12 protein-coding genes are annotated in these 19,100 nt (G+C 41.4%); 6 read left to right on the forward strand and 6 right to left on the reverse strand.

Going from position 1 to position 19,100, the window contains the following annotated elements; all coding sequences use genetic code 11:
* Positions 1-98: 98 nt before the first annotated feature.
* Positions 99-995 (forward strand): hypothetical protein, encoded by an 897-nt coding sequence (locus FXW07_RS06185; RefSeq protein WP_229394677.1) that lies wholly within the window; start codon positions 99-101, stop codon positions 993-995.
* Positions 996-1,022: 27 nt separating this feature from the next.
* Here FXW07_RS06185 and FXW07_RS06190 read toward each other — a convergent pair whose 3' ends face one another.
* Positions 1,023-1,823, reverse strand: coding sequence for a thiamine pyrophosphate-dependent enzyme (locus FXW07_RS06190; protein ID WP_229394678.1), 801 nt, complete (start codon positions 1,821-1,823; stop codon positions 1,023-1,025).
* On the opposite strand from FXW07_RS06190, the gene FXW07_RS06195 reads away from it, so the two are divergent.
* Complete coding sequence (locus tag FXW07_RS06195) at positions 1,822-1,977, forward strand: hypothetical protein (protein WP_229394679.1); 156 nt, start codon at positions 1,822-1,824, stop codon at positions 1,975-1,977. The genes FXW07_RS06190 and FXW07_RS06195 overlap by 2 nt on opposite strands.
* A gap of 570 nt (positions 1,978-2,547) precedes the next feature.
* Here FXW07_RS06195 and FXW07_RS06200 read toward each other — a convergent pair.
* The 3 genes from FXW07_RS06200 to FXW07_RS06210 all read right to left on the reverse strand — a co-directional run bounded on the left by FXW07_RS06200 (position 2,548) and on the right by FXW07_RS06210 (position 5,291).
* Positions 2,548-3,909: a PFL family protein gene (locus FXW07_RS06200; RefSeq protein WP_229394680.1), complete on the reverse strand. Its 1,362-nt coding sequence runs from the start codon at positions 3,907-3,909 to the stop codon at positions 2,548-2,550.
* A 74-nt stretch (positions 3,910-3,983) separates the two neighbouring features.
* Positions 3,984-4,262 (reverse strand): ACT domain-containing protein, encoded by a 279-nt coding sequence (locus tag FXW07_RS06205; RefSeq protein WP_048156237.1) that lies wholly within the window; start codon positions 4,260-4,262, stop codon positions 3,984-3,986.
* Between the two features lie 519 nt (positions 4,263-4,781).
* Positions 4,782-5,291: a shikimate kinase gene (locus FXW07_RS06210; protein WP_048120969.1), complete on the reverse strand. Its 510-nt coding sequence runs from the start codon at positions 5,289-5,291 to the stop codon at positions 4,782-4,784.
* Positions 5,292-5,636: 345 nt separating this feature from the next.
* On the opposite strand from FXW07_RS06210, the gene FXW07_RS06215 reads away from it, so the two are divergent.
* Positions 5,637-5,897, forward strand: coding sequence for a hypothetical protein (locus FXW07_RS06215; protein ID WP_229394681.1), 261 nt, complete (start codon positions 5,637-5,639; stop codon positions 5,895-5,897).
* Positions 5,898-6,077: 180 nt separating this feature from the next.
* Here FXW07_RS06215 and FXW07_RS06220 read toward each other — a convergent pair whose 3' ends face one another.
* A complete protein-coding gene (locus FXW07_RS06220; RefSeq protein WP_229394682.1) occupies positions 6,078-7,841 on the reverse strand; it encodes a bifunctional metallophosphatase/5'-nucleotidase in 1,764 nt (587 codons plus the stop codon).
* 783 nt (positions 7,842-8,624) lie between these two features.
* Complete coding sequence (locus tag FXW07_RS06225) at positions 8,625-9,155, reverse strand: metal-dependent hydrolase (RefSeq protein WP_229394683.1); 531 nt, start codon at positions 9,153-9,155, stop codon at positions 8,625-8,627.
* An 863-nt stretch (positions 9,156-10,018) separates the two neighbouring features.
* Between FXW07_RS06225 and FXW07_RS06230 the strand changes: the two genes are divergently transcribed.
* The 3 genes from FXW07_RS06230 (at position 10,019) to uvrC (ending at position 18,970) form a co-directional block, all read left to right on the forward strand.
* Entirely contained in the window at positions 10,019-13,459 is a 3,441-nt protein-coding gene (locus FXW07_RS06230; protein ID WP_229394684.1) for a tetratricopeptide repeat protein, read from the forward strand.
* Positions 13,460-14,260: 801 nt separating this feature from the next.
* A complete protein-coding gene (gene uvrA / locus FXW07_RS06235) occupies positions 14,261-17,308 on the forward strand; it encodes an excinuclease ABC subunit UvrA (protein WP_229394685.1) in 3,048 nt (1,015 codons plus the stop codon).
* A 102-nt stretch (positions 17,309-17,410) separates the two neighbouring features.
* Positions 17,411-18,970, forward strand: a complete 1,560-nt coding sequence (gene uvrC / locus FXW07_RS06240) for an excinuclease ABC subunit UvrC (RefSeq protein WP_229394686.1) — start codon at positions 17,411-17,413, stop codon at positions 18,968-18,970.
* The last annotated feature ends 130 nt before the right edge of the window (positions 18,971-19,100 follow it).

The raw sequence follows: 19,100 nt of genomic DNA on the forward strand, positions 1-19,100 counted from the left end.
TGACGAGAATAACAGATTTTTTAAGAAAAACGTGTACTGAAACTCTTCTCGCAAGTCTTTTATGAGAAGGTCTAAAAGCTGAAAAGGAGTCTTATGCCATGTTTTCAAAGGAAGAAGACAAAATGGTAAGTATGGGTTTTAATTCCATTAATGAAGGGTTTGACGAAGGAGTTAGTAAGGCCCTTAATTTTCTGACCGAAATCGGCACAGATTATCTGAATGAGAGAAAAGAACCAGAAGCTGAAAAAACTGTAGTTTCCATAAAGGAAATCGGAAAAGCTGCCACTCTCCAGGGCATGGAGAATGCCGCAGTTAATGCCATCCGCGCCCTTGAAAGGCTGTTGCAGCGCTCCATAGAGCAGAATATGCAGGACACAACTATCAGGGTGCTACTTTCATTTGGAGCTATAGGAAAAACAGCTGCCGAACAGCAAATGGAAACGGTAGCCAAACTCGCAGCTTCAGTACTCGGGAAAAGCGGAAATACGGCAGCTCTTCTCAATAATGAAAGAGAAACCATGGCAGTTATAATCGGGCTTGGAGAAATCGGAAAAGCAGTTACCAGGGTGAAGTTTCCAAATCTTTCGGAAAATACGGCAATATGTATCTCATGCCTTGGGGATATTGGAAAACTTACTGCCCAGAAAAACCTTGAGGAAGCTGCAGTGGGAGTAGAGCTTATGCTTCAGGAGATGGCTGCTGAAGCCATGCAAGAAAACCTTCAGGACACGGTGAGAAGTATAGCAGGTTCTATTGAAGAAGTTGGGAAAAAAGCTGAGGACGAAAACATGGAAAGTGCGGTTTTCCAGGCATCTTCTGCCCTCCAGACCATTGTGAGCTATGCAGGGAGCAAGTATCTGAACGATGCCTCAATTGCAGCTAAGATAGCTCTTGAATCCTTTAATGAACTTGATATCATAAATGATGAAGATAATATAAAAAATATCGAAGCAATAAGGGAAACGATGAGGGCGCTCTGGGTAAATTCGAAATAAAAATTCATGATACAAGAACTTCATTTTTCACTGAAGCCCGAAATGTTTTATATTCCAGTTCGCCATGGCCTGAATCTTCTTTATTTCTTCTTCACCGCCTTCCATGGTGAAGAGATGTTTGAACCTTTTCTGGACTTTCAGGTATTCTTCGACCGGCCTTGGGTTCTTAATTTTTCTAACCTGGGTAATTTCCCCGTTTTCCATCTCATACATGGGCCAGAGGCAGGTTTCAACTGCGAGTTTGGCGATCTCCAGAGTCTTTGAGGTATCAAAACCCCAGCCTGTTGTACACGGAGCATGAGCATGGATATAGGTAGGGCCTATGACTTCAGTTGCCTTTTTGACCTTACGAATCATGTCTCTTGGGAAACCTATGGAGGTCGTGGCCACATATGGAGAGTCATGAGCTGCTATAATGGCAGGCATATTCTTTTTAGGAAAAGGGTTCCCAAAGGAGAATTTTCCGGCTGGAGTGGTCGTTGTGCTCGCGCCATAGGGCGTTCCACTGCTGCGCTGGACTCCGGTGTTCATGTAGGCTTCGTTGTCCATACAGATATAAGTAAAGTCGTGGCCCCGCTCAAACGCACCTGAAATAGCCCCGAAGCCTATATCCATCGTGGCACCGTCGCCTGCAATAACTATAATTTTAGTATCTTTCTTTTTACCAAGGGCTTTTAAGCCAGCTTCAATACCTGAAGCCACTGAAGCTCCATTTTCAAAAAGGGAGTGGATCCAGGGAACCTGCCATGAAGAACGCGGAAAAGGCGTACTTGTAACTTCCAGGCAGCCAGTAGGGTTGACAACAATACTGTCAGGACCTGCTCCCATGAGTGTAAATTTTGCAGCAAAAGCATCACAGCAACCCGGACAGGCACTGTGTCCGGATGTGATATACGTTTTCAGTGCAGTTCTACTCGTTGCTATGCCCTCCTTAAGGTCCAGATACCGGCTTTCAAGCGGAACTCGGAGCTTTGTATCCTGAATTCTTCAATTAAAAGTATAAACAAATCAAAAACAAATCAAAAGAACAGCAAGAAGAAGTCCAGAGGCGCTGAATACACTTGAAACGCTGAATACACTTGAAACGCTGAATCTACTTGAAACGCTGAATATGAAACGCTGAATCCACTTGAAGCGCCGAATCCACTTGAGGCGCTGAATCCACTTACTGCATCCCCCAATACAGCCTCTCCGAAATATTATGTTCCCCCAAACACGTTTATTCGAAGAGAAGGATCAGCGGCCTCAGGATATTCATTTATTCGATGATACCCCATTTATCCCTTACTCCAGGATATACGAGTAGCGTAAATTATTTTAAATTAATTATACAAAAAATTGTGTTCAAGCAAATATTATTTCCGGACAAAAAATTATAAGCCAAAACATTTAAGCCAAAACATTTAAGCCAAAACATTTTCAAAAAAATGCCCTGTATATATTATTCCATGACAAAAATCAGTAGCTCCATATTGAAAAATGCCTGATTGCTTGTCGACCCGCTTTCGAAAAACAAAAAATAAGGTGCCGGATTTACCGGCTGGTTCACCCTTCAGTTTGTAAGTGACTGTATAGGAGCCGGGATTCTTCCCCCCCGTTTTACGAAAACTTCGGAACTGAAATCACTTACCGGCATAATAGGAGCATTTCCAAGCAGGCCGCCGAATTCTACGGAATCTCCAACCCCTTTTCCAGGAGCCGGGATAACTCTGACTGCCGTTGTTTTTCTATTTATGACTCCTATGGCCATCTCGTCAGCGATAATAGCCGAAAGGGTGGAAGCAGGAGTATCACCAGGAACTGCGATCATATCAAGGCCGACCGAGCAGACGCTGGTCATGGCTTCAAGCTTTTCCAGGCTGAGGGCTCCGGCCCTTACGGCTTCGATCATGCCCGCATCCTCACTGACAGGGATAAAAGCCCCACTCAGGCCTCCTACTGAGGAGGAAGCCATTGCTCCGCCTTTTTTTACGGCATCATTCAGCAGGGCAAGGGCTGCAGTCGTTCCGTGAGCCCCACAGCGTTCAAGTCCCATTGCTTCAAGAATCGCAGCAACGCTGTCCCCAATTGCAGGCGTCGGAGCCAGGGAAAGGTCAAGAATCCCGAATTCGACTCCAAGCCTTCGAGAAACCTCCCGACCTACCATTTCTCCCATGCGGGTTATTTTAAAGGCTGTCTTTTTGATTGTCTCCGAAATTTCTGTAAGATTCGGTTTTTCAAGCTCGCGGATTGCAGCATTCACAACGCCAGGCCCACTGACCCCAACGTTGATAACGCATTCAGGTTCACCGATTCCGTGAAAGGCTCCTGCCATAAAGGGATTGTCTTCAGGGGCATTTGCAAAGACCACAAGCTTGGCACAGCCTATCCCATCCTTATCCGCAGTCAAATCCGCAGTCTTTTTAATGATGCTGCCCATCAGGCCAACTGCATCCATATTGATCCCGGTTTTTGTAGTGGCAACATTTACCGACGAGCAGACCTTTTCCGTGCTTTTAAGAGCTTCAGGAATGGAATTGATAAGCTTTAGATCCCCAACGGTTGCGCCTTTGTGGACAAGGGCACTGAAACCTCCTATAAAGTCTACCTGTGCGTCTTTTGCAGCTTCGTCCATGGTTTTTGCAATGGAAACAAAATCAGGAGACCTGCAACTTTCGGCTGCCACAGCTATTGGAGTTACTGAGATTCGCTTATTGATTATTGGAATTCCATAGAGGCTCTGGATTTCATTCGTTGTACACACAAGTTCTTTTGCACGGGTGGTTATCTTTTCGTAGATATTCTCATTGAAAACCTCAATATCAGGATGGCTGCAGTCCCTCAGGCTGATACCCATTGTTACGGTTCTGATGTCGAGATGTTCCATCCTGACCATCTGGATTGTTTCCAGAATTTCTTTTGGGTTTATATACATGAAAAATTACCTCTCATTCCAGACAGATTAATTTTCCAGATCATTTTCCAGATCATTTTCAGATAGTCTCCAGATCAGATCCTGTGCATGAAACGGAATGCGTCTTCGTGCTGTACCTTGACCTCAACTCCGAGGCTCTTTCCCTCGGCACTCATAGCCTCCTGGAAAGCTGCAAGGTCGAAATTCTCCTGTGGAGCTTCTGCAAGCATAATCATGGTAAATATATCCTGCATGATAGTCTGAGTAATGTCAACAATATTTACATTGAAACTTGCCATCACAGTAGTGATCCTGGCAACAATTCCTACCCGGTCGCTGCCTATAACCGTAATTATGAAACGACTTGATGCCATTTTATGTCTCCTGCTGCTCGGACCTTTTTTCCTGCAGGCCGATGCTTAAACGTTATAAACTGAGAGATTTTGCTCAGATTGAAGACCTGATTGCTAATAAAGTAAACTATTGTTTTAAGTAAGCCGTTCTAACAGGCTATTATTGTTTTAAGTAAGCCGTTCTAACAGGCTATTATTGTTTTAAGTAAGCCGTTCTAACAGGCTATTATTGTTTTAAGTAAGCTGTTCTAACAGGCTATTATTGTTTTAAGTAAGCTGCTCTAACAGGCTATTAATGAGGTAAACCATGTATCTGAACTGCTTTAAAGTAAACTGTCCTTAAAGTATGTCATCCATAAAGCCGATTGTTCTTAAATAAAACCGTTCCTGAATGAAAATGTCCTTAAAAGAAGCTATTCTTAAAGTTAGAGACTCTGAGAGAAAATTTAAAATGGATAAATCTAAAAATCTCGACCTCGAAAAAGCAATTCATATTAAAACACAACTGCAAACCTTAATAACCCAGTTTAAGCCACAATTTCAGGTACTCTCCTCAAAACATAACTCAACAATCTTTTCAGCAATTTCCTGAATATTTTCTCTCCCTTTGAGCTTTATTGAAAAATCAGCATATTTCTGATAAAAGACCTTCCTTTCTTCAAAAAGCTCTTTCAGGCTCCTGTCCCTGAGTCCTACAATACCTCTTTTTCTTGCATTGGGAAGCCTTCTGGCAATGCTTCTAAAAGCAGCGTCCAGGAAGATTATTTTTGAGATTTTTTTTAAATGAGTCATGGCTTTTTCTGAATAGATTACACTCCCGCCAGGAGAAATAACGCTCCTGTCCACCTGCCCAAGCTTTAGAATGGCTTCTTCTTCAAATCTGATAAAAGCCGAATCTCCCTCTTTATCAATTAGATTCTGGAGGGGCATTCCGGTGCTTTCCCTTATCAGGTGATCCACATCGATAAAAGTATAGCCAAGGCGCTTCGCAAGAGCTCTCCCGATAGTACTTTTCCCCGCTCCGGCCATGCCAATTAATGTGATATTCATTGCCACACTCCTCCACACTTTGAAAATCAAGGATTCCGCTACCTAAAGCTTCACAGCACAAGGGCTATTGAACCTTAAATTATTCGAACAAAATATACTCTCCAGCTATATAAAACGTACAATGTTTCCATTTACCTGAAAATGGTCAAAAGTATCCAGAAGAAATCGAACAAAAATGAGAGAATTTTTGAAACTTTGAACGAGAACGATAAAAGAAAATACGCATGTATAGAAGCAATAAATTAGGGCATGGTGGACAAGAGTGCATAAGGAATCAAAGGGTATGAATATAGCACCATGTGTTGTAAAGTAATTTTTGAAGAAACATGGTTTTATAGAGAAAAAATGAAAAAAGCTGTTACAACAACCTGTCTCAAAACTGCATTTGAGTCTACAAGACAGTACCTGTTAGCAGCTCACCCTGCTTTGAGGTTATGCGGTGAACCTTTGAAGATCAGGCAAAAGATAGGCTACCCAGTTCAGTTCCGTTGCTGGATCTATTTCAATCTAATACTTCCTTGCCTGGCATCGGGATGCACCACCCCAACTTTGATTGCCAGTTGTTGTCAAACAGTCTATTCAGGGTGGGAAGGAAGTTGTCAGTAAAAAATATCCCGGCAGGGAAAACTGCCGGATTGGTAGTTCACTTCTCTATATTCTTCCATATTATTCTTCCCTATCTTCTTCTCTATCTTTTTCTCTATCTTCTTCTCTATATTTTTCTATATTTTTCCCTCTATCTTTTTATATTCTTCCATATCTTCTTCCCGATATTCTTCTATATTCTTATTTTTCCAGAACTATGCGATTCTCAGATCCGGGGGCCAGAGGAGAAAAGGTCTCCAGGTAATTGACAAATGCATCTAAGTCTGGAGATCCTACCATCCTATCGGTCCCTTCTTTCATTACAGAGAAATTATCTCCTCCGTCAGCCAGGAATCCATTCATTGTTACGCGGTAAGTACTGCTCGGATCGATAGAAGTTCCATTGATTTTTATACTGGATATATCGACCTTTTCGCCTATGGGGGCGCTTTCGTTCCAGGTATAACTAAAGCCTTTTGAGACCTGCAATATTCGCTTACTGCCAGGGGATGGGTTGTCAAACTGCTGTTCCAGCAAGGCGTCGATCTGAGTGCCGTTTAATGTCATTGTGACCAGGTCGTTTCCAAAAGGCTGGACACTGAAGGCTTCTCCATAAGTAACCTGGCCGGGAAGTTCCTCACCGCTAATTTGGTCATATACCAGGTCTGTACGAATACCGCCTGGGTTCGTGAAAGCTATAACAGCACCGCCATTGCTTGAGTTAGAAGTAGCATATAACTGAGCATCGGCTATGACGTCGCCCAGAGCAGATTCACCTGAATCACTGGCTGTACTTGTAATATTCTCTGTGATGTTACAGATCACCCGATCCGCAAGGGGTGCAACCTGAGATTCATATTCCTCTATCAGCTCGCTTATTTCGGAGTCTTCAGGAACGTCTCTGGAAACTATGACATTTCTGGACCTTTCCTCGATCACATCACAGGTCTCGTTGCTTATCACCAGATCGATATCCGTGAGTAAATTACCTGCTGAACCGGCTTCTGTCACCAGACGGCCGTCAATAACGGCATTGTAAGCTTGATGGGTATGGCCAGTGATGAAAACATCTACTTCATCGTCGGTGGCATTGATGACATCTAAAATCGGGCCGCTCATGTTCAGGCTCTCGTTATATAGTCCATCCTGGGAACCGCCATCATGGATGATCACCACTATGGTTTTTACTCCCATACTCTTCAGCTTTTTGACCTGTTCATTAATGGTCGTGGCTTCGTCCAGGAACCTGAGCCCTTTCACTTTGGAGGCAGTCACTATGTATGGCGTGTCTTTTAGGGCAATTCCAATGAACCCTATTGGAACTCCCTGGACGTAGGTAATGTTATAGGCAGGGAATATTGTGGCGTTGGTGCTCTCATTGACTATATTTGCAGCCAGAAACTGGAAATGTGCTCCTTCAAAGGAGGAGTTACTCAAGTTGCCATCTGTCGGCTGGTAGCTGTCATTCTGAATGCGCATGAGCTCGTCCAGCCCCTCGTCCAGATCATGGTTGCCTACGGCTGAAAAGTCGAGCCCCATCATATTGAGAGCTTTTATTGTCGGTTCATCCTGGAACAGGGCTGAGAAAAGCGGGCTGGCACCCATAGAATCGCCTGCTGATACCACAAATGTATTGGGGTTCTCAGAGCTGAGGTCCTTTATGTGAGTGGCCAGATACTCCATGCCTCCGGAATCAACGCATATGGGAGCTTCGGTCTCATTATAACCCGTAACCACTTTGCCGGTGGACGGCTCAAGCTGACCGTGAAGGTCATTAATGGCCAGGATCTGGACTTTTAGTGTATCTTCTGACGTATTTTCCTGCGTATCCTCTAATGTACCCTTTTCAGGCCCTGAAGCCTCCAGGCAGCCAAGTGAGGCTAGAGAGACAAGTATCACCAGGCATAAACAAAAGGCAAGGTGCCTATTGGGCTTATTTGTCAAACAATTATACTTTTTTAACAATGTCTATCCCTCTTTAAGCGTTAAAATTTGAGTCTAAAAACCGGTTCTTATATTTCCTTGCTACAGCTTTTATATAATTAGGACTTGAGTGACTGAACCGCTTAACTACAATTTCATAATTTTTAATTTTTACCAAAAGTGTCGAGTTCTGAAAGTACAAATTTTTAGATATCTTAGTATTTTAAAATATTTATATGTTAAATTGTTTATATGTTAAATTATTTGTATATTCATCCGTTTATATATTAACTCGTTTATATATTAACTCGTTTATATGTTAAAGTTTTATATTTTAAATCGTTTATATGTTAAAGTTTTATATTTTAAATCGTTTATATGTTAAAGTTTTATATTTTAAATCGTTTATATGTTAAAGTTTTATATTTTAAATCGTTTATATGTTAAAGTTTTATATTTTAAATCGTTTATATATTATACTGTTTATATGTTGTGATGTTTAAATTTTCAATAAATTTTCTCCATTTTTGGATTTCTGTAAAAAAAGCAATTCACTGGGGGAAAGTAATTTAGAGGGTATTTTGTAAAAGGACTTTCCTAAAGGTTGCTATAATCAATTTCCAGATATCTTAAAAGATTCAAGAGCCAAACCTGAAAGTTAGAAAAGCAGCATTTTATGGAAAATGATGGCTATCCTGGCGAGTTTCTAAAAAAATTAAATAATTAAATTTAATGTATTTCTGAATCTTCTTCATCCCGTACACCTTATTCCGGGATGAGTTGAAGATTCCTTTCTGTTTTCAATTTAAGAGCCTGTTTTTGTTGTTAAAATTTGTTTTGTCCAAATTCTTTTATTAACCAGTGTAAAGCCAAAATAACTATTATTCCCATCCCCAGAATTTCAGGAACGGAAGAAAACGAGATGTGAAATGTAAACGACTTTTCAAACAGTTTTGTTAAGTATTCAATCCCATTGAAATCCGTCTGACTTTTTGGGAAATTCCATCCCAGGAGTGGCCAGAGTAGAGTTTTAGGAGTTGCCCACATCTGATCTTCCATAAGGTGGAAGAAAGAACCTGAAGCAAGGCTAAGAACCTTGATATCTTTTTTCTTTTCATATAGATACAAAGCCATCAGGAATAATGAAAGAACGAATAATAGAGTATGACTTATAATGCGTCCGTTTTCAAAGGTAGAAGCAAAGATAACCATTCCTAAAGGTTTGTCTATTAAGTCGGGCAAGAGAGCTCCAATGGCTAAGTACCTTGGATCTATAATAGTCTTTAGCCGAGGTATGAAAAACCCAAGTCCGAAAAATATTCCCAATGTAACCCCAATATGTCCAAAAAGAAGCATCGAAATTAACAAGACTTCAGTTATATATAAATATAGTCAACGATTTTGAAAATTTTCAAAAAGTTATATGTTTTATATATGGATGTCTTTTTATTGTAAACGTTAATCATTTAAAGAACTCATACATTGTATTTAAAAAAAGTGTGAATATTTGGAGACTTAACTTACTATTTTTTCTATAATTTTCAAATAATTCATAAGTTTAATGATATTCTTATAAAAATGGAAGACAAGAGCTTAAATCATACAGTCCTGATCTAGCATGATGGGGACGGTATATATTGCAAAAATTCCTAACATACAGAGTGTTACACTCAGAAAACAAGGTGTCTTCTTCAAGTTGAGTGGAAAGCTCTTAATTTCTACTCAACTTGAAGAGGATACCTTCTCTCTACTTATACATAGATCTACTAAAATATTTTAAAGAAACTATTTTCTCTTTTCTGCTCCCGTAAAGACGCTACTCTCCAGTCCCGGACAATAAGCAATCAAAAAACGAAAAAGCCAACTTTTCATCGATGTCCCTTCAACTTTCCATAGATGTCCCTTCAATTTTCATAATTCTTTCTGCTATCATTTTTTTGAATAACTCCCTGGCTACTCAAACATGTATTTTTGAAATTTTCTCAAATTTGTGGCTCTTTACTTTAACTTAGAATTTTTAGCTTATCCACACGCTGTCTGCGCGGCTTTTCCGCGTATGCAAAGAAAGAAAAGCAAATAATCTCTTATTTGTGCACTTTTTGCTGCAACTCCATCGAGAAAAAAACACAATGTTTAAGCCATCCTTAACTTATTCTTTTATTATGTCGGAGAGTTTGAGAGATTCAGCAGGCAGACATTTTCAAAAGACATTATCTTTAATGCAAGAAGGGAACTTAGAAGAAGCTTTAAAAGAAGTTAAACAAGCCGAAGAAACCGCAAAGCTTCTCTTAAAAGATCCCAAAAACGAATTTTTTCAGTCAAACCTCCAGAAGAGCTTTGACGATGTTTTCACTTTCGGGTATAACTTACATAATATAGGACGTTTCTCTCAAGCGCAAAATTTCTACGAATTGTCTCTCTTAATTTCTCAAACCCTCCTCGCAACCGACCCCGCCAACGTCTCTTACCAATCTTACGTAGGAACTACACTCAACAATTTAGGAACCTTGCTTAAAAATATGGGGCGCATTGAAGAGGCTAAACAACGGTACGAAAACGCCCTCGAAATGAGGCAAACCCTCCTCGCAACCGACCCCGCCAACGTCTCTTACCAATCAGATGTAGCAATGACACTCAACAATTTAGGAAACTTGCTTAAAAATATGGGGCGCATTGAAGAGGCTAAACAACGGTACGAAAACGCCCTTGAAATGAGGCAAACCCTCCTCGCAACCGACCCCGCCAACGTCTCTTACCAATCATCTGTAGCAATGATACTCAACAATTTAGGAACCTTGCTTAAAAATATGGGGCGCATTGAAGAGGCTAAACAACGGTACGAAAACGCCCTTGAAATGAGGCAAACCCTCCTCGCAACCGACCCCGCCAACGTCTCTTACCAATCTTACGTAGGAGGGACACTCAACAATTTAGGAAACTTGCTTAAAAATATGGGGCGCATTGAAGAGGCTAAACAACGGTACGAAAACGCCCTCGAAATCTATGAAACCCTCCTCGCAACCGACCCCGCCAACGTCTCTTACCAATCTTACGTAGGAGGGACACTCAACAATTTAGGAACCTTGCTTTCTGATATGGGGCGCATTGAAGAGGCTAAACAACGGTACGAAAACGCCCTTGAAATGAGGCAAACCCTCCTCGCAACCGACCCCGCCAACGTCTCTTACCAATCATCTGTAGCAATGATACTCAACAATTTAGGAACCTTGCTTTCTGATATGGGGCGCATTGAAGAGGCTAAACAACGGTACGAAAACGCCCTCGAAATCTATGAAACCCTCCTCGCAACCGACCCCGCCAACGTCTCTTACCAATCTTACGTAGGAGGGACACTCAACAATTTAGGAACCTTGCTTAGAAGTATGGGGCGCATTGAAGAGGCTAAACAAAGGTACGAAAACGCCCTTGGAATCTACACCGAACCTATGCAATACCTGACGATAGGTAGAAAGTCCCATTCGATAATGAAGCTTATTGAGTTAAATACAGAACAGGCAAAATCTGAAACCAATTCTCACCGCCAGATTAAGTATCTGGAAGAAGCTTACCAACTCTGCAAAAAGAATAAGGAATTCTTTAGCAAATATGGGCTGAAGCATGAAAAGAAGCTGGTCATGGAAGCTGGGCTCAGTGCTTATGTAGATTATGTTATAAAGGATATTAGAGAGGAAAAAGACTCGGAAAAAAGGGCAGAAGGATACGAAAAGGCGATTAAGGCAATTGAAAAGTTGGGGAAAATTGAGGATGACGAAGAAGTTGAAAAAATTGCTTCTTCTACTGTTTGTTATCTTGAAGGAAGAAAACTGGTTAATGAAGCTCTTGGATCTGAGCAACCGGATCTGGAGTTGATCAAACAGGCTACAAATCAGTTCAAGGACGCGAAGGAAACTTACAAAAAGGCAAATGTTTGTTACTGCATTTATATTGGGTTGCTTAAAATTCTGGAAAATGTAGAGCTTTTTGAAGAGGAAAATGGCTCTAAAGCTAAAGAAATGATTAATCAAGTAATAGAAATCCTTCCTGAAAATATTGATCCAGGAATAAACAGTGCATTTGAAGAAATTGCAAAAATATTCGATGAAAAGGATGTCAAGAGCCGCAAAAAGCATCTTGAAGAGTTTGATGGAAAAATAAGAGCTATTGAATACAAAGCGCTTGAAAATCTTTTTGGACATGTTCAAAAGAAGCTCAAAGATTACATCGAGGAGCCTTTCAGCCCAAACGTGATATATGAAAACTGGAAGCTGAAGGTTATATTTGACGATCCAACTAAAATTAAAGGAAAACTGAATATCAAAGTGGGTAACAAAATTCTGATGAGCAGAAACCTGGTTCCCGAAGAAGTCAAAAACAACTTGGTTGAAATAGACTACCTCAAGATCGGCTATTTCCCGCAGGACATGGATGAAATATATTTCACAACATCAGGGCAGAAAAAACCGGTTATAAGGCCGATTGACTATTTTGAAAGTGTAGGACGAGATAACAAAACCAGAATATTCCAATGTGACTGCTCAAATGGTGTCTGCGTTGATAGGGATTTGAAAATTGCAGCTGTTCAATTGAAGTATCATGCTTACGGTGAAAACTCTGTTGTTAAAATCACAGCTGATAATGCTTATCATCGTAAAGTTATGTCAATTCTGGATGCTGTGAAGAATGAAGCAGATATTGTGGTTTTTCCCGAGTTTTCCATACCTTTTGATTTCCTCAAAAGAATACAGGAATTCGCTGACGAAAACGAAATTATTGTCGTTGCAGGCAGCCATTATGTGACCGAAGGACAGCTTGGAGATTACGGAGAATTATTCTGTAGGGAATTTGGAGAAGAAGACTTGAGGAAAAATATCTCTCCTGTTGTACTTCCTTCTTCAAAGATCGTTCACAACGAAAAATTGCTTGGCGCACGGGAAGAGCGTGAACTCTATTTCAGTGAAGGGATGAAAGCTGGAAAAGTCAATCATATTTTCAAACTTCGGGATGATCTCCGCCTTGGATTAATGATCTGTTATGAATACCTGAATTCTGATTTAAGGAATCGCCTGATTTCTGCTTGCAACGTGATTCTCGTACCTCAGACGAACCCAAAACCAGAAAGGTTCTATGAAATAGCAAAAGCTGACATAAATAATCCTCTCTGCTCCGGCAATAAAGCATTCATAATGGCAAATGGAATCTTTACTCTTGAAGACGACAAAAAAATCCTTGGAGGTTCTACAGGAATTGTTTCAACACTTGACAAATATTCATATGAAAAGCAGGATGAAGGGATTATAAAACCAGTTGACAAAGTAATGGAACAGTTTGTCTTGCTTGCTTCAATAAACACAGATTTTAGTCCTTCAAGAGATACACAATCAGGGCAAGTCCCTTTAAAAACGAAAATTATTCACATCTTCGAGGAAAATGAAATTCTCAGCAATTCAGAGAATGAAGGAATAAGATTCATTCAATTGCTTGAGACGATAGAAAACTGTAAGGGCAAGGAAAAATTAAAAGAAATTCTCACGGATGAAGAAAATAAAGCGACAATAAATGTATTTTCGCCGCTCATGCACAAACATATTCAGGATTTAAAAGAGCTTACTTTAGAGGAAATGCAGAAAAAGTGCTGTTCAATTTTGATCCCTGCAAAATAAATTAGTTTCATAATAAACAAGTTGAGAGGGTAAAAATCACTTAAATGTCCACTTAAATGTCTGGAAATGGAAAAAAAGTTAAAACTACTTCTTCTTTTTGGATTTCATCTTGTACAGGCCGCTCTCCTTCGTCGAGCGTGAAAATGCAGTCTACCGATGTTTTTTATCATTCTTTTTTAGGAATAAGTTTCTGACTTGACGAGTTTACTCACTCTTGTTTTAGAGAAAATGATCATTCTGGACTGAAAGTATTGAAGGCAAACATATTAAAAATTGAAGATAAGAACACTATACAATTCAATATCGATGAATGCAATCTACTAAGTCTAAATTCAAAAAACCGGTTGTTTATCGCGGAATACTTTCACTACACTATATTACTCTATTAATAAAAAGTCTGCATTCTGCTGTATGTATCGAAAAACGGGGTAGCATGAACCCGAAAATTGTCATATATATGAGGAGTGAAATCAACTTCATGTAATTATCACTACTTATTTATAATAATACATGGAATTATCTGCCTGAAAAAAACTGCTTGATAAGTAAATATAAACTTCAGGTTTTTCAAAAAAGTTTCTTAAAATTCATAAATTCATATTATTTCTGGATTTTTAGATATCTAACTTAAAAATCCAGGCTTTGCTCTAATAAAATCTGAAATTTACTCTGATGTAAAAATCCGGAATTTACTATGATGTAAAAATCCGGAATTTACTCTAATGTAAGAATCCAGAATTTACTCTAACCTTAAATTTTCACCTAACCGATTCAACTGGACAAAAACCCGAGAGAAGGAAAATGAAAAATATTATTATTAAAGGGGCACGGGAACACAACCTGAAAAACATCACGTTGGAACTCCCGCGGGATAAATTAATTGTTATTACAGGGGTATCAGGCTCAGGAAAATCCACCCTGGCTTTTGACACGGTTTATGCCGAAGGGCAGCGGCGCTATGTGGAGTCACTCTCGGCTTATGCGCGGCAGTTCCTCGGGCTTATGAACAAGCCGGATGTGGACAGCATCGAAGGCTTATCTCCGGCAATATCCATTGAACAGAAAACGACCTCGAAAAACCCCCGAAGTACGGTAGGGACAGTCACTGAAATTTACGATTACTTGAGGCTGCTTTTTGCAAGAGTCGGTACACCTCACTGCCCGACCCACAACATAAAAATTGAGGCCCAGTCGCCTGAAAAAATTGCGGACAACCTTCGCAAGGAATGTGAGGGCATGGTTACCATTCTTGCGCCTATAGTCCGCCAGAAAAAAGGGACATACCAGCAGCTCTTCAGAGAACTGAACAGTGAAGGCTTTGCGCGGATGAGGGTAAACGGCGAGATTCACAGGACTGACGACGAGATTACCCTTGACCGATACAAAAAACATGATATTGAAGTCGTGGTTGACCGGCTGGACCCTTCAGAAGACCGCTCAAGGCTTGTCGAAGCCTGCGAAATCGCCCTCAAGAAAGCCGAAGGACTCTTAATTGCAGTTGATTCTGAAGGAAAAGACCACCTTTATTCCTCGAATATGGCCTGTCCGGTCTGCGGCATGGCTTTTGAAGAACTCCAGCCCAGGATGTTTTCTTTCAACAGTCCTTTCGGGGCCTGTGAAGCCTGCAATGGGCTAGGGTTTAAGATGGAGTTTGACCCTGACCTCATTATTCCGAATAAAACTCTCTGTATTGCAGACGGTGCGGTTGCCATATACAGAAATTTCCTGGATGGTTACCGAAGTCAGTATCTGACAGCCGTGGCAAAACACTTTGGTTTTGACATATTTACTCCTATTGAAGATCTCACAGATGAACAGTATAATGTTCTCATGTACGGTTCGGACGAGCTCATGCAGTTCAGCATGAGCATGAAAAATGGGGATGCCTACTGGTCTCACAAAGGCACCTGGGAAGGGCTGCTCCCACAGGCAGAGAGGCTTTACAGACAGACAAAATCCGAGTACCGTCGGAAGGAACTTGAGAAATTCATGCAGGTTAAGCCCTGCCCAAAATGTGAAGGCAAGCGACTGAAGGAAAAAGTGCTTGCAGTGAAATTCGGCGGGAAATCTATTGTAGATATAGCCAACCTCTCGATCCTGGAGTGCATCAGGTTTTTTGAAAACGTGGAGCTCTCGGAAAAGGAAAAAGAAATCGCAAAGCAAGTCTTAAAGGAAATCCGTTCCAGACTCGGTTTTTTAGAGCATGTGGGGCTTGGCTATCTTACCCTTTCGCGAGGTGCAGGCACTCTCTCAGGCGGAGAAGCACAGCGAATCCGGCTGGCTACTCAGATTGGCTCAAACCTCATGGGCGTGCTCTATGTGCTCGACGAGCCTTCAATAGGGTTGCATCAGAGAGATAACGAGCGACTAATCCAGACCCTCCAGACCTTGCGGGATCTGGGAAATACTCTGATAGTCGTGGAACATGATGAAGATACTATCCGGGCTGCGGACTATGTGTTTGATATCGGGCCAGGTGCAGGCGTTCATGGAGGTTATGTAGTAGCCGAAGGCACACCTGAAGAAATTGAACAGAACTCGGAATCTCTGACAGGCCAGTACCTCTCAGGAGAAAAACAGATAAAACCGCCTGCTCTTCGCCGGCACAGCGATGCATTCATCAGGCTTAAAGGATGCAGGGCAAACAACCTCAAGGACATAGATGTAAATATTCCAATAGGGGTCCTGACCGTGGTTACAGGTGTTTCTGGCTCCGGAAAGTCTACGTTAATTTACGATACCCTGTACAAGGCCTTGACGAAGAAGATTAATAAATCAAATGTAACGCCGGGAGACTATGAAGAGCTGGTTTTTGATTCCGAGATCGATAAGGTAATCGTTATTGATCAGAGCCCTATTGGCAGGACTCCTCGCTCAAACCCTGCCACCTATATCAAGGTCTTTGATACCATAAGACAGACCTTTGCTGAAACCAAGGAAGCAAAAATCCGGGGTTATAAAAGTGGGCGTTTTTCTTTCAACGTAAAAGGAGGACGCTGTGAAGCCTGCCAGGGAGACGGGCTGATAAAAATCGAAATGAACTTCCTGCCCGATGTATATATAGAATGTGAGGAATGCAAGGGTACACGCTACAACCAGGAAACTCTCGAAGTAAAGTACAGGGGCAAGTCGATTGCAGAAGTCCTTGATATGACTGTCGAAGAGGCTGCCGAACACTTCGCAAACATCCCTGCAATCAAACGCAAACTCGATACTTTAATAAGAGTTGGACTGGGCTACATCAAACTCGGCCAGAGCTCAACAACGCTTTCTGGAGGGGAAGCCCAGAGGATCAAGCTGACAAAAGAACTCTCTAAAATGTGTACCGGAAAAACGATTTACCTACTTGATGAACCTACAACCGGTCTTCACTTCCATGACGTCAAAAAACTCATTACAGTTCTCAACAGGCTTGTGGAAAAAGGAAACACAGTAGTTGTAATAGAGCATAACCTGGATGTAATCAAATCAGCAGACTATATAATCGACCTGGGTCCCGAAGGCGGGAACGCAGGCGGAGAAATTGTTGCCGAAGGAACCCCGGAAGAAGTGTCCACAGTTCAGGGAAGCTATACTGCACGCTTCCTTGCTCCTAAACTTTCACAGTCTTATCTCGATATCTCGGGAGAAGATTCTTATGAGGCCGTTTTTGAAGAAGGCGAAGAGTTTGAGGCCGTTTTCGAAGAGGGTGGAGAGTTTGAGGTTGATTGTGAAGATCTTAATGACGATCAGAATGAGGAAGATTCCGAAGACTTTGAAGAAGGCTTGGAGGAAGATTCCAAAGGCTCCAGAGGTTTTAAGCACAGTAAACATAAGGACAATAACACGTTTCAGGATCAGTTGATCTAAACTGGTTTAAAGTTGATCTAAACTGGTTTAAAGTTGATCTGGGTAATTTAAGCTGATTTAAGCTCTCTGCAAAGATTTCATAACTTGAATAAGAGGTTTAAAATGATTGACCTGGAAGCTCTTCCTCACCTGCCTGGCTGTTATCTTTTCAAGAACGAAGAAGGGACTGTGATTTACGTAGGCAAGGCAAAGGACCTTAAAAAGCGGGTGAGCAGCTATTTCCAGAAACGAGACCACGACCCAAAAACCGCGAGCCTTATAGAGGCTGTAATGAGCCTTGATTTTATTGTCACGAACACTGAAGTAGAGGCTTTTCTTCTGGAAAACACCCTGATCAAAAAACACTGGCCAAGGTATAATATTGCTCTTAAGGACTCAAAACGGTATGCCTGCATTCATTTAACTGATGAAAAGTTTCCAAGGATCAGGCTTGCCCGGAAAAGGGCTGATAGTGGAAGTTTTTTTGGGCCCTTTGTCTCGGCGAAGGAAAGAGATTATATTTTTGAGGTTGTAAGAAAGACCTTCCAGCTCAGAACCTGCAAACAGATGCCTAAACGGGCCTGCCTCAGATACCATATAGCGGCATGTAGCGGGCCCTGCATAGGTGCAATTTCTGCGGAAGACTATGCCGAGAAAGTAAAGAAAGCTGCTTCTGTTCTTAAAGGCAATATCAAAGAGCTCATAGAATCCATGGAAACAGAAATGAGGGAATTGGCATCGAAGCAGCAATTCGAGCAAGCCATAGCTCTCAGGGATGAGATTGCAGCCCTTGAGTACCTTCACGAAAAACAAAACATGGAGAGGCAGAAAAAGCACAACGAGGATATCCTGAACTATATTGTCAGGGATGATACTGTTTATCTCATGCTTTTCAAGGTCTACAAAGGTACGCTTGAGGACAAGCAGGACTTTGTTTTTGCCTTCGGGGAAAATTTCCTGGAAGAATTCCTGGTGCAGTATTATTCCGAGAACGAGCCGCCTGAAGAACTGATCCTGCCCGAACCTCTAGAAGAGTCGCTTGTCGATTTCTTCTCTCATGTAAAAGGAACAAAAGTGAAAGTTACGGTTCCGAAGCAGGGAGAGAAAAAGGAACTTCTCGACCTTGCCCTGAAAAACGTTGAGATCGGTTTCTTTGGAGACCGGAAAAAGCTCGAAGCCTTGCAAAGTAAGTTATCCCTTCCGAAACTTCCGAATGTCATAGAATGTTTTGACATCTCCCATCTTTCAGGCACGGCTACTGTCGGTTCAATGGTCCAGTTCCGTGGGGGCAGGCCTGATAAACACAATTATCGCCGCTTCAAGATCGAGAGTGTTGAAGGAATTGATGATTTCGCTTCCATTGCCGAGGTTGTACGAAGGCGTTATTCCCGCTTGCTTGAGGACAAGCATGACCTGCCTGATCTTATTATTATAGATGGGGGAAAAGGACAGCTTTCTTCAGCTTTTCAGGAACTTAGAACGCTCAAAATCAGGGTTCCTCTTATCTCGATAGCCAAGCGGGAAGAAGAAATCTATGTGCCCGGAATCAAGTCTCCTCTTCCCATCAAAAAAGACGAGAAAGCCTCTCTTTTTGTCCAGGAGATCCGGGACGAAGCCCACAGGTTTGCAATTACCTACAACCGCTTGCTGAGGCAAAAATCTATGATTCCTAAAAATGATTGATTCCTAAAAATGATTGATTCCTAAAAATGATTGATTCCTAAAAATGATTGATTCCTAAAAATGATTGATTCCTAAAAATGATTGATTCCTAAAAATCATTAATTAGTTACTGCTACTGTTGGTATATATG

This window comes from Methanosarcina sp. DH1 (assembly GCF_020804205.1).
GTDB lineage: Archaea > Halobacteriota > Methanosarcinia > Methanosarcinales > Methanosarcinaceae > Methanosarcina > Methanosarcina vacuolata.